At 53.5% G+C, this 12,321-nt stretch carries 12 protein-coding genes; 7 read left to right on the top strand and 5 right to left on the bottom strand.

The window, feature by feature from the left end:
• Positions 1–382: 382 nt before the first annotated feature.
• Genes MWH02_RS01685 through osmV form a run of 4 tightly spaced genes read left to right on the top strand, consistent with a single transcriptional unit; the run spans position 383 to position 3,835 of the window.
• Positions 383–1,099, top strand: a complete 717-nt coding sequence (locus MWH02_RS01685; protein ID WP_101764354.1) for an ABC transporter permease — start codon at positions 383–385, stop codon at positions 1,097–1,099.
• A 16-nt stretch (positions 1,100–1,115) separates the two neighbouring features.
• The gene (locus MWH02_RS01680; RefSeq protein WP_008108905.1) at positions 1,116–2,042 is read left to right on the top strand and encodes a glycine betaine ABC transporter substrate-binding protein; all 927 of its coding nucleotides are present in this window, start codon (positions 1,116–1,118) and stop codon (positions 2,040–2,042) included.
• 9 nt (positions 2,043–2,051) lie between these two features.
• Positions 2,052–2,699, top strand: a complete 648-nt coding sequence (gene osmW, locus MWH02_RS01675) for an osmoprotectant ABC transporter permease OsmW (RefSeq protein ID WP_064738719.1) — start codon at positions 2,052–2,054, stop codon at positions 2,697–2,699.
• Positions 2,699–3,835, top strand: a complete 1,137-nt coding sequence (gene osmV / locus MWH02_RS01670; RefSeq protein WP_217546578.1) for an osmoprotectant ABC transporter ATP-binding protein OsmV — start codon at positions 2,699–2,701, stop codon at positions 3,833–3,835. Before osmW ends, osmV begins: the two co-directional genes overlap by 1 nt.
• 140 nt (positions 3,836–3,975) lie before the next feature.
• Here the strand turns inward: osmV and MWH02_RS01665 are convergent, their stop codons facing one another.
• The 4 genes from MWH02_RS01665 to MWH02_RS01650 form a co-directional block, all read right to left on the bottom strand.
• Positions 3,976–5,349, bottom strand: coding sequence for a nucleobase:cation symporter-2 family protein (locus tag MWH02_RS01665; RefSeq protein ID WP_271459749.1), 1,374 nt, complete (start codon positions 5,347–5,349; stop codon positions 3,976–3,978).
• A gap of 178 nt (positions 5,350–5,527) precedes the next feature.
• The gene (gene bioD, locus MWH02_RS01660) at positions 5,528–6,229 is read right to left on the bottom strand and encodes a dethiobiotin synthase (protein WP_271460167.1); all 702 of its coding nucleotides are present in this window, start codon (positions 6,227–6,229) and stop codon (positions 5,528–5,530) included.
• Positions 6,230–6,334: 105 nt separating this feature from the next.
• Positions 6,335–7,552, bottom strand: a complete 1,218-nt coding sequence (gene mlc, locus MWH02_RS01655) for a sugar metabolism global transcriptional regulator Mlc (RefSeq protein WP_110866191.1) — start codon at positions 7,550–7,552, stop codon at positions 6,335–6,337.
• A 134-nt stretch (positions 7,553–7,686) separates the two neighbouring features.
• Positions 7,687–8,583: a LysR family transcriptional regulator gene (locus tag MWH02_RS01650; protein WP_271459748.1), complete on the bottom strand. Its 897-nt coding sequence runs from the start codon at positions 8,581–8,583 to the stop codon at positions 7,687–7,689.
• Between the two features lie 94 nt (positions 8,584–8,677).
• Here MWH02_RS01650 and ynfM point away from each other — a divergent pair, with 94 nt between their 5' ends.
• The 3 genes from ynfM (at position 8,678) to MWH02_RS01635 (ending at position 11,910) form a co-directional block, all read left to right on the top strand.
• Positions 8,678–9,934, top strand: a complete 1,257-nt coding sequence (gene ynfM, locus MWH02_RS01645) for a multidrug efflux MFS transporter YnfM/SxtP(Kp) (protein WP_110866193.1) — start codon at positions 8,678–8,680, stop codon at positions 9,932–9,934.
• Positions 9,935–10,102: 168 nt separating this feature from the next.
• Entirely contained in the window at positions 10,103–10,360 is a 258-nt protein-coding gene (locus MWH02_RS01640; RefSeq protein WP_101764347.1) for a hypothetical protein, read from the top strand.
• A 365-nt stretch (positions 10,361–10,725) separates the two neighbouring features.
• Positions 10,726–11,910 carry a sugar transporter gene (locus MWH02_RS01635; protein ID WP_101764346.1) on the top strand — a complete coding sequence of 395 codons (1,185 nt, stop codon included), beginning with the start codon at positions 10,726–10,728 and terminating at the stop codon, positions 11,908–11,910.
• A gap of 82 nt (positions 11,911–11,992) precedes the next feature.
• On the opposite strand, the gene bhsA is transcribed toward MWH02_RS01635, so the two are convergent.
• Positions 11,993–12,250: a multiple stress resistance protein BhsA gene (bhsA, locus tag MWH02_RS01630; RefSeq protein WP_101764345.1), complete on the bottom strand. Its 258-nt coding sequence runs from the start codon at positions 12,248–12,250 to the stop codon at positions 11,993–11,995.
• Between the last annotated feature and the right edge of the window lie 71 nt (positions 12,251–12,321).

Here is a 12,321-nt window from a genome sequence, read left to right as displayed (position 1 = left end):
GTCTCCTTAATTTCTAACAAGGCTAGCTCAAAATTCGCCAGACCAGTTTCCTCTGCGTGCGACCTATCTGTGACGACGTCACTTATTTCGATGAATATTTTTTATTGTCGGATGATGCCTTATTCCACGCGGGTTAGATGGCGTTTTTTATTATTTCTATCTGTCTGATTTTGCCGCAAAAACTAGCGCTTATCGACAAGCATTGCTATAGGTCTAAGCGGTGCTTTCCAGATATTCACTGAAAAAGCATCTGATAACAGTCATTTTAACTGCAATTTAACGGGGTGAAGGATTTTCGTATGTGTGCGTTTTAACACTGCGCCGTCATCCTGGGAATGACATTACCTATCGAACGATTTCTTGAATCAGGGAGACACTGGCTATGCAAAATGCATCGCTCGCCCGCCGCGCTGGGCTGGCTCTGCTCGCGATTGTTGCGGTGATTGCCCTGCTGGTTTGGGGGCTGGGGCTGAATACGCTGCGCGACCGGCGGGAAGATTTGGTTTATCTCGGGCAGCAGCATCTGTTTTTAGTGTTTTGGTCAATGTTCTTTGCGTTACTGGTGGGCATTCCCAGCGGCATCCTGCTTAGCCGTCCGTTCGCTCGTCGCTGGGCAGAGTACGTGATGCAAATTTTCAACGTGGGTAACACGCTGCCACCGCTGGCGGTATTGGCGCTCGCGATGGTGATTGTCGGTATCGGCGATCGTCCCGCGCTGATTGCCCTGTTCCTCGCCTCGCTACTGCCGATTGTGCGTAATACTTTTGCCGGTTTAAGCGCGGTACCGCCGTCGCTGATTGAAGCCGCCAACGGTATAGGTATGACGAAGTTTCAGCGTTTGCGTCAGGTGGAAATTCCCAATGCGCTGCCGGTGATTCTGGCAGGCGTGCGCATCGCCACGGCGATTAACGTCGGTACCGCGCCATTGGCGTTCCTGATCGGCGCCAGCAGTTTTGGTGAGCTGATCTTCCCCGGCATCTACCTCAACGACTTCCCTACGCTGATCCTCGGCGCTGTGGCCACCGCGCTGGTTGCGCTGGTGCTCGACATGCTGCTCGCGGCATTGGGACGTTATCTCAGCCCGCACTCTGCGGCTTAACACAAGGAGTTTTGTGATGGCCACTGCCAACAAACTGGCGCGCTGGGTTAAACGTACTGCGCTGGCACTCACCGCGACGCTGGCAATCAGCCAAAGCGCCGCGGCTGCAACACCGATTACCATGGCAACCAAGAGCTTTACGGAGCAGCACATCCTCTCCGCGATGACAGTAATCTGGCTGCAAAAGAAAGGTTTTCAGGTGATTCCCAAGACCAATATCGCCACCACTATTGGTCGTAACGCGATGATCAATAAACAGATTGATATGACATGGGAATACACCGGTACTTCGCTGATCATCTTTAACCACATCAATAAGCCTATGTCGACCGAAGACGCGTATAAAACGGTAAAACAGCTGGATGCGAAATTGGGCCTGGTGTGGCTTAATCCTGCACCGATGAACAATACCTATGCGTTTGCCATGCAACGCGATCGTGCGGAGAAAGAAGGCATCAATACCATGTCGCAACTGGTGGCGAAGCTGGAAGAGGTACGCAAGAACGATCCGGATCATAACTGGAAACTGGGTTTGGACCTGGAATTCTCGGGCCGCTCCGATGGTCTTAAGCCATTGCAGAAAGCCTACAACATGCCGCTCGATCGTCCGCAGATTCGCCAGATGGATCCCGGCTTAGTTTACAACGCGATTCGCGATGGCTTTGTTGACGCCGGTTTAATCTACACCACCGATGGCCGTGTGAAAGGGTTCGAACTCAAAGTATTAGAAGATGATAAGCACTTCTTCCCAAGTTACAACGTCACGCCCGTAGTGCGTCAGGATGTGCTGGAGAGCCATCCGGGCCTGGATACGGCGCTCAATCAGCTCTCCGCGTTGATTAATGACGAAGCGATCACCGAGATGAATAAGCGTGTCGATATTGATCATCAGTCGCCGCAACAGGTGGCGCGTGATTTCCTTCAATCCAAGAACATGCTGTAAGGAGGCGCTGTGGATACCTTGCATTACATCATGAATAACTGGCATACCTTGATGACGCTCACCTGGCAACACACGTGGCTGGTACTGGTGGCGGTCGGTTTCGCCATTATCGTTGGCGTACCGCTGGGCATTTTGATTGTGCGCTTTAAGTGGCTGGCCACGCCGGTGCTCGGCATTGCCACCATTGTGTTAACCATTCCCACCATCGCGTTGTTTGGTTTGATGATTCCATTGTTTTCTATGATCGGTCAGGGCATTGGCGCCCTTCCCGCTATTACCGCCGTGTTTCTCTACTCGCTGCTGCCGATTGTGCGTAACACCCACACCGCGCTGGAGAATTTGTCTCCCGGACTGCGTGAAGCCGGTCGCGGGATTGGCATGACCTTCTGGCAGCGTCTGCGCTGGGTAGAAATTCCGATGGCGCTGCCAGTGATTTTTGGCGGTATTCGTACAGCGGTGGTGATGAATGTCGGCGTGATGGCGATTGCCGCCGTGATTGGTGCGGGCGGTTTGGGCCTGCAACTGCTCGACGGGATCAGCGGCAGCGATGTGCGCATGCTGATTGCCGGTGCCTTAATGATTTGTTTGCTCGCGATTGTGCTTGATTGGCTGCTGCACCGTTTGCAGTCGGCGCTGACTCCTAAGGGGATTCGATAATGATAAAACTGGAAAACCTGACGAAAACCTTTACGCAAAAGAACGGCACATCACTCAATGCCGTGGACAACGTCAGCCTTGAAGTGCCTGCCGGGGAAATGTGCGTGCTGCTCGGCCCATCGGGTTGTGGCAAAACCACCACCCTTAAGATGATTAACCGTTTGATTCCCTCCTCAAGCGGCAGGATTTTGATCAACGGTGAAGACACCAGCGGACAAGATACCGTCACCCTGCGCCGCAATATTGGCTATGTCATCCAGCAGATTGGTCTGTTCCCGAATATGACCATCGAGGAGAACATTACCGTGGTGCCACGCATGTTGGGTTGGGATAAGAAGCGCTGCCGTGAACGCGCCACGGAATTGATGAGCATGGTGGCGCTCGATCCGACCAAGTTCCTGCATCGCTATCCGCGCGAAATGTCTGGCGGTCAACAGCAGCGTATTGGCGTGATTCGCGCGCTGGCTGCGGATCCACCGGTATTGCTGATGGATGAACCTTTCGGTGCGGTCGACCCAATCAACCGTGAAGTGATTCAGAACGAATTCCTTGAGATGCAGCGCCAGTTAAAGAAGACCGTGATGCTGGTTAGCCATGATATTGATGAAGCGCTGAAGCTCGGCGACCGCATTGCGGTGTTTGGTCAGGGGAAAATTGTGCAGTGCGCCAGCCCGGATGAGCTGTTAGCCAAACCGGCGAACGACTTTGTTGGCTCCTTTGTCGGTCAGGACCGTACGCTGAAACGTTTGTTGCTGGTGCAGGCCGGCGATGTCACCGATCAGCAGCCCACCATCACCGTGCAGCGTATTACGCCACTGCAGGAGGCCTTCGCCACCATGGACGATAACGATATGCGTTCGGTGACGGTAGTTGATGAAGATGGCAAGCCACTGGGATTTGTGAAGCGGCGTGAAGCGCGCGGCGCCACTGGCCGCTGCGAAGAGATGCTGCATACCTTTAAAGTGACCGGCAAAGCGGAAGAAAACCTACGCGTGGTGCTGTCGAAGCTGTATGAGCACAACACGGTGTGGATGCCGATCGTCGATGAGGAAGGTCGTTATAGCGGCGAGATATCGCAGGATTACATTGCCGATTATCTCAGTTCTGGACGTACGCGCCGTCGGTTGAATCCGTAAACCGCACAATGCCTGAAACGCAGGAAGAGGCGGCAGAGGAGTAAAGTGTCCCGCGCCATGGATGGCGCGGGCCAAGCCCCAGGGATGGTTTATGGCGTCTTTACGATCTGCCGCCTCTTCTTGCGTATGCACCCTGCACGTTAGTGCGACTCTTCAGCCGTTTTTGCCGCCACTGCTTCGCTGCGCTCTGAAGGCAGCACGACATTCAAAATAATCGCCAGCATCCCGCCGGTAGTCACTGCGTGACCAAACAGGTTGCTAATCAGCGTCGGGAACTGTTTCAGCACCTCAGGTACCGCTTCGACACCCAAACCGATACCAAACGACACGGCAACAATCAGCATCTCGCGACGGCCAAGCGGCGTTTGCGTCATCACGCGGATGCCGGCAGCCACCACGCTACCAAACATCACAATGGTCGCGCCGCCCAGCACCGACGGTGGAATCTGCTGCAGCATATAGCCAATCGCCGGGAACATACCGAGCAGCACCAGCATCACGCCGATCACCATGCCAACATAACGGCTGGCAACGCCGGTCATTTGGATGACGCCATTATTTTGCGCAAAAGTGGTGTTGGGAAAGGCAGAGAACACGGCGGCGAGCAAGCAGCTGATGCCATCGGCGAAAATACCGCCCTGCATGCGGCGCTCAAACGCTTCGCCTTCAATCGGCTGCTGCGACAACATGCAGTTCGCCGTGAGGTCGCCCACCGCTTCAATCACGGCTATCACCGATACCAGCGCGATGGGAATAAAGATGGTCCAGTCAAAGGCAAAACCAAAACGGAATAGCGCCGGCATTACCAGCCACGGCGTATCACCCATTGGCTTGAGGGTGAGATGGCCGGTTAACGCTGCGGCGATACAGCCCGCAGCAATGCCGGCCACCACCGCAACCAGCCGCGTCCAGCGATTTTGCGAACGGTTAAGTACGATAATCACCAGCAGCGTCAAGGCACCGAGCGCCAGATTGCCGGGCGCGCCAAAATCGCTGGCGTTATGGCCGCCAGCCCAATCGGTGATGCTGACTTTGATCAGGCTGATACCAATTAAGGTAATAACGGTGCCGGTAACCACCGGCGTCAACACTTTGCGTAATGGCGCGATGCAGCGGCTGATCAACATCGGAATCATCGCCGCTACTAAGTTGCAGCCAAAGATCATCGCCATGATCTCTTCTGGCGATCCGCCGCGCGCTTTGACCATCAATCCGCCCGACAGAATCACCCCGAGAAAGGCAAAGCTGGTGCCCTGCAGGCAGATCATGCCTGCGCCAATGCCCATAAAGCGGCGCGCCTGCAGGAAAGTACCGAGACCGGAAACGAGCATCGACATGCTGATCAGATAAGGGATCCATGCCTGTAATCCCAACACGGAACCAATAATCAGCGGCGGCGTAATGATGCCCACTACGCTGGCCAGCACATGTTGCAGTGCGGCACAAAATGCAGGCAATGGACCGATGCGGTCATTCAGCCCATACAACAAACCTTTCTCATCTGATTGCGACATACAGGTGCTCCGGCAAGATATTCATCAGAGCTGCTGATGCATGAATCACGCCAGAACAAGGGGTTTATTAAAAATTGGAAATAAGATATTGAATATTCTGGCAATTAATTCAGTAAAGAGGAGGGCTGAATCTGAAATCTTAGATTCAGCCATTGATCATTTGCGGCTTTTTGTTTCATCAAGCCGCAGGCTTTGCACTGTTGTCGTGCGTAAAATTTTCATCGAGCAGTGAAACATCCAGATAACCACTCAGTTCCCGCTGTTCTGCGCGCGGCAGATAAGGCAACTCGCCTAGTAAAGGTGCGCCTAGCTTTTCTCTCAAAACATCAATAATTTCAGCGTAATGCGCCAGACCGGGATTAATACGGTTGGCTACCCAACCCACGAGTCGCAATCCATCCTGCGCAATCGCCTCGGCGGTCAGTAAAGCGTGGCTGATGCAACCTTCTTTAATGCCGACTACCAACACAACGGGTAAATGTTCCTGCCGCACCCAGTGGGACAAAGGCTGTAAGTCGTTCATTAAACTGCGCCAGCCGCCGGTGCCTTCTACCACCACGCGCGCGGCGCGCTGCTGCAAATCGTTTAGACTGCGGCTGAGCAACGGATAATCTATACGCTGCGACGCGCTGGTGCTGATTTCATCCTCTTGTAAGGCGATAGGATTGACGGCGGAATAATCGAGAGCGAGACCTGAAGCCTGCTGTAATAACAGGGCATCTTTATTACGTAAGCCTTCAGATGTGAGTTGCGCGCTTTTGGCGACAGGTTTGAAGCCTGCGGCGCACAGATTCGCCTTGGCAAAGCACTGTAATAACGCGCGTGATACCACGGTTTTACCCACCGCGGTGTCGGTACCGGTGACAAAAAGCGTTTTCACCATTCTCCTCCTTCATTAAAGCGATGTGTAACGTGCGAAGGAGGCAGTTTAAGGAAATGTTTTCACGGGCAGATTGCGTTAGGACAAACTTAAGGTGAGCTGTAATTATCCCTGCAACAGTTTTACCAATAAATGGCCGCTATAGAGCGCGTCTTTTATCAGTGCGGCGCCGCCAAAGGTGCCGGGATCGCTGAAAGCCGTTGGTGTGAGCTGGATTTCACTGCTATATGCGGGCAAGGCTTGTTGTCGAATGGTACTGCTCACCGCAGGGAACAGCACATCGGCGGCCTGATTCAGCGGCGAACCGATAAGGATTTGTTGAGGATTAAAGATATTCACCATCATCGCCAGCATGCGGCCAATATGGTGTCCGACGCCCGCAATCACATCACGCGCCAGGCGATCGCCCTGCTGCGCGGCTGCGCATAAGCTCTCAATCGTCAACGGCGTCTGATGCAATACACTGTCCGGCTGCGACGGCAAACGCTGGGCGGTGAGAGTGAGCAAGCTTCCGATGCTGGCGACGGTTTCCAGACAGCCGTTATTGCCGCAATAACACTGCTGGCCGTAAGGATCGATTTGCGTATGACCAATTTCCACCAGCGTACGACCATTTTTGTGCAGCAGTTGTCCGCCGCTGATCACGCCCGCGCCGACGGTTTCATCAATCACAATCTGAATCACATGTTGCGCGCCACTGGATGCGCCAAACAGCGCTTCGGCTAACGTCCAGGCGGAAATATCATGCTGCACGAACACCGGCAAACCGGTGCGCTGCGCCAGCGTTTCTCCCAGCGGCATATCCTGCACGTCATAACCCGGCATGCGATGGACCACGCCAGAAGCGGCGTTAATCAATCCCGGCAAAGTAATGGCGATGGCGGTCAAACGCTCCAGCTTGCTTTGATGACGAATAAAGAAGTCATTCACTGTCTCGTGCAAGGTTTGCAGCAGTGGTTTGTCGGCGCTGGCGTACAGCGGCAGGCGATCTTCCTGCAGCGCGCGGCTGCTGAGATCGCGCAGCGTCAGCGTAATAAATCCGGGCTGAATGCGAACGGCGAGATAGTGCCAGGCGAGCGTATCGAGGATCAAACCAATCGCGGGACGACCGCGACTGCCCGGCTCCTGAAATTCAGTTTCCTGAACCAGATGGGCATCGAGCATTTCACGCACGATTTTGGTAATGCTGGCGGGTGCTAACTGGGCACGTTTAGAAAGCTCAATACGCGAAATCGGGCCGTAAAGGTCAATCAGTCGGTAAACCACACCTGCGTTGGTCTGTTTTATCTGATCAATATGACCAGGTTGACTGTACAGATTCACGCCCAGCTCCCATTATTTTCGCGCTTCTAAATAAACAGCAGCTATGGTGATGCAGATTGACCAGCAGCGTCAAATATTTGATTAGAAATGTGATTTATCGCACATAAAGTTTGGGCCCTCATTCAACTGCGGACTCAATTCTCTGCATTTTGCAGCATCAGCGACATCATATTGGTCATTTGCGCCGTTGGTTCTCGCGTCGCTGACCAGACCAGCCAAACTTCAGAAATCGCGTCGCTCTCCTGCAACGGGATCCACACCACATCGACCAGACGTGCACGGCTGAATGACGCCGGCAGAATAGACACGCCGAGTCCGGTCGCCACCAGACCAAGAATGGTCATCGCCTCGCCCACTTCCTGCGTAATAAAAGGTTTGATTTGATAGCGATGCAGCAGCGCCAGGATTTCACCGTATAACGCAGTGCCGCCTTGCGGATCGAAAAATACAAACGGCTCGTTGGCTAATGCCTGAATGGAAATCGACTCTGCATCGGCCAGCGGATGCGCCCAATGCACTACCGCGCATAGCGGCTCACGCAGTAACACGCGGTGCTGCAGATCGCTGGGGAGCGGCGTATTGCGCATCACACCAAGATCGAGTCGAGCATCATGAAGTGGCGCAAGCTGCTGCCGCGTGTTGTTCTCCTGCATCTGAATGTGTACTTCTGGCCAACGCTGACGGAATTGGTACAGCGCGTCAGAAACCAGACCGGTAAACGGCGCTGAGGAGGTAAAGCCGATGCGCAACTCGCCCTCCTGCCCGCTATGCACGCGTGCGGCGCGGCGGGCGGCCTGCTCGACCTGTAACAAAATGGCACGCGCATCCTGCAAAAACAGTGCGCCGGCGGGCGTGATCTGTACGCTGCGATTGGTGCGGGTAAACAGCTGCGCGCCAATTTCCTGCTCCAGCTGCTGAATCTGCTGACTCAACGGCGGTTGCGAAATATTCAGGCGCTGCGCGGCGCGGCCAAAATGCAGTTCCTCCGCGACGGCAACGAAATAGCGTAAATGACGCAACTCAACATTCATACTTTAAAAGTCTCATTTGAGATTATTAATATATTGTACAACCTATTCGCCCTTTCCTACAGTAACGGCATGATTGTTCAAACGAGGATGTTCCGTGAGTCGCTCTTCTCAGGCGGTGATACTCGATGAAGACGAGTTGTCCGTAAAGCCTGCTCCAGCTGCAACCCCTTCAGAATGGATTGAACGCGGATCGCCGCAGTTTATGCGCGTGACGCTGGCGCTGTTCTCTGCCGGTCTTGCCACTTTCGCCCTGCTGTATTGCGTGCAGCCCATTTTGCCGGTGTTATCGCAACAGTTTGGTGTTTCTCCAGCGCAAAGCAGTATTTCTCTCTCGCTATCGACCGGCTTAATGGCATTGGGGTTGCTGTTTACCGGGCCGCTGTCAGATGCGATTGGGCGTAAATCGGTGATGGTTACCGCGCTGTTGCTCGCGGCTATCTGTACCTTGATTTCCGCCACCATGAGCAGTTGGCAGGGGATTTTGCTGATGCGCGCGCTGATTGGCTTATCGCTGAGCGGGGTTGCGGCGGTTGGCATGACCTATCTGAGTGAAGAGATTCATCCACGCGTTATCGCCTTTTCCATGGGGCTGTACATCAGCGGTAACTCGATTGGCGGCATGAGCGGACGCCTGTTGACGGGCGTATTGACCGATTTCTTCTCGTGGCGCGTTGCGGTGGGCGTGATTGGCTGTTTCGCGTTGGCGGGCGCGCTGATGTTTTGGAAAATCCTGCCTGCGTCGCGTCATTTCCGTCCAGCTTCGCTGCGTCCGCGTAGTTTGCTGATCAACTTCCGTTTGCACTGGCGCGATAAAGGATTACCGCTGCTGTTCGCTGAGGGCTTCCTGCTGATGGGCGCGTTCGTCACGCTGTTCAACTACATCGGCTATCGCCTGCTGAGTGCGCCCTGGTCGCTGAGCCAGGCGGTGGTGGGATTGCTGTCGGTGGTCTATCTGACCGGCTCCTGGAGTTCACCGAAAGCCGGCGCGATGACCAGCCGCTTTGGACGCGGTCCGGTGATGATTGGCGCAACTGCGATTATGCTGACGGGATTGCTGCTGACGGCGTTTAACTCACTGTGGCTGATTTTACCCGGCATGATGTTGTTCACCGCCGGATTCTTTGCGGCGCACTCTGTTGCCAGCGGCTGGATTGGCCCGCGTGCGCGTCGGGCTAAAGGCCAGGCATCGTCACTCTATCTGTTTAGCTATTACGTTGGATCCAGCGTGGCGGGTACATTGGGCGGCGTGTTCTGGCACAGCTATGGCTGGATGGGCGTTACGGCATTCATTAGCTTGCTATTATTAATGGCTTTGCTGGTCGGCTGGCGCTTGCAGTGCCGGAAACTGTAATACCTTTCATCTGTTAAACGGGGCTAATGCGCCCCGTTCTCTCATCAAGTCCACGCCATCCGGTGATCTCACAGTCCCAGATAAAACAAAACGGCCATTCGTCGCTATAATTCATTCCATTCCAACAATAGTTAGACTTTTATTATTTCACAGCAATGAGGACGATAGATGGGACTCTATTATTACGTCGATAAGCATGCCGGCTATAACGACAACCATGTAGTACACGCAACGGGATGCCCGTACCTACCCGCCGATGAGGCACGCCGTTTCCTTGGAACTTTCTACACGCCAAATGCCGCCATTCAGCAAGCGCGTAAATTTTATGCCAGCGCGCTGGGCTGCGAGCACTGCTGTCCGGTGGGGTTAAAAAAAAACATGACGACTCAAAATAGTGTGGCACTAAAACATATGGTGCGACTCTGATAATCATGATGTGAGAGTGGTCAGCAGACCTAACTCTTTTGTTAAGCAGCACTGCGGCGTTTCATAATAATTATAAATTTAAGTGTAATAATAACTGGACCTTAAGGCGCTCAAAGTGGCGTCAGGTCCAGTCGCCTCTATCTCCCCCGTTGTTAATCTTGCTCGCGCTCGTATTGATGACAGAAAGCGTAAAAACCTCAGGCTATTAATTACGCCACTCTTGATAAAAAATATTCAGTAATAAAAGCCCGACAAACGGTTTCCCTCCGCTCATTAATGCTCCACAATAGCGGCAATTTGTGACTCCGGTCACTTTCTGGGGTGCTTTTTGCCCTTTCATTTGCCGTCTGACAGATTTGAACTCCATGCAATCTACTACTGTTTCCCGTAAAACGGCCTGGCTACGCGTTGTACTGCTGGCTATTGCTGCTTTTGTCTTTAACACCACAGAATTCGTGCCTGTCGGTCTGCTGTCGGATATCGCCGCCAGCTATGACATGAAGACTGCCGATGTTGGCATTATGCTGACTATCTACGCGTGGGTTGTCGCGCTACTGTCGCTGCCGCTGATGCTGTTAACGCGCAATATTGAGCGTCGCCTGTTATTGGCGGTGTTGTTCATCGTGTTTGTAGCCAGCCATGTGCTGTCATCTTTGGCATGGGATTTCACCTCACTGGTTATCTCGCGCATCGGTATTGCCTTAGCGCACGCCGTGTTCTGGTCAATTACCGCTTCGCTGGCCATTCGCGTGGCGCCTGCAGGTAAGAAAACTCAGGCGTTGAGTATGCTGGCAACCGGTACCGCGCTGGCGATGGTGCTGGGCGTGCCGATTGGGCGTATCGTCGGTCAATATCTTGGCTGGCGCACTACTTTCGGCATGATCGGCTTGTCTGCTTTGGTGTTGCTGATTTTGCTGATGCGCATACTGCCGCGTCTGCCGAGCGAGCACACGGGTTCACTGAGCAGCGTTCCGATGCTATTCCGCCGTCCGGCGCTGGTGGCAATGTACGTTCTGGTTACCGTGGTGGTGACGGCGCATTACACCGCTTACAGCTACATCGAACCGTTTATGCAGGTGGTGGCTAATGCCGATGATAATTTCACCACGCTGCTGTTACTGCTGTTTGGATCAGCGGGTATTCTCGGCAGCGTGCTGTTTAGTACGCTGGGCAATAGATTCCCTTCTGCGATGCTGATCGCTGCAATTGCGATGATCACACTAAGCATGGGCTTGCTGGTGTTTGCCGCAGTACGTCCCGCTGCAATCACCGTGTTGTGCATCGTTTGGGGCATGGCAATGATGATGATTGGTCTGGCGATGCAGGTGCGCGTTTTGGCGCTGGCACCGGATGCCACCGACGTCGCGATGTCGCTGTTCTCGGGTATCTACAACATCGGTATCGGCGCGGGCGCGCTACTGGGTAATCAGGTCAGTTTGCATATGCAAATGTCGGATGTCGGTAACGTCGGCGGCATTATTGGCCTTGCCGCACTGTTCTGGTGTATCGCTATCTTCCGCCGCTATCCTCAGCTGCGTTCAAACGGATAAGAAAAAAGGCTTCAGAAGGTTATCTTCTGAAGCCTTTTATTCACTTCCTGCGGAATGCTTAATTGCCCTCCGCTCAATTCTCTTAGTTATAAATTACTGCTGTGCCATTTAGCTTGTTGTTGCCAGAGGTCGAAGTGATGCGGAATGACTTTGCTCCGGCAGCACTGGCCTTTTCCGCTAGCTGATTCTCCAGCGATGTCAGGTTAGTGCTACCTGATGCGCTAACTACACCAATTTGTTGTTGATTCAGCGGCGCTTCGTTTACTAAGTCTGCAGCCATGCTACCAAACGCGATTGAAGACAATGCTACAGCGGCCAAAGTCAGTTTGATGCTTTTCATAATTTTGCTCTCTTAAACAGATGAATTGGGGTCGGTCGCGATTAAGTTAACAACCGTTAATTAAATGCTAC

The sequence above is a fragment of the Pantoea leporis genome, assembly GCF_028048155.1.
GTDB classification, from domain to species: Bacteria; Pseudomonadota; Gammaproteobacteria; order Enterobacterales; family Enterobacteriaceae; genus Pantoea; species Pantoea leporis.
The sequence above is the reverse complement of the archived record's forward strand: the minus strand, read 5'-3'. Positions and strand labels throughout refer to the sequence as shown.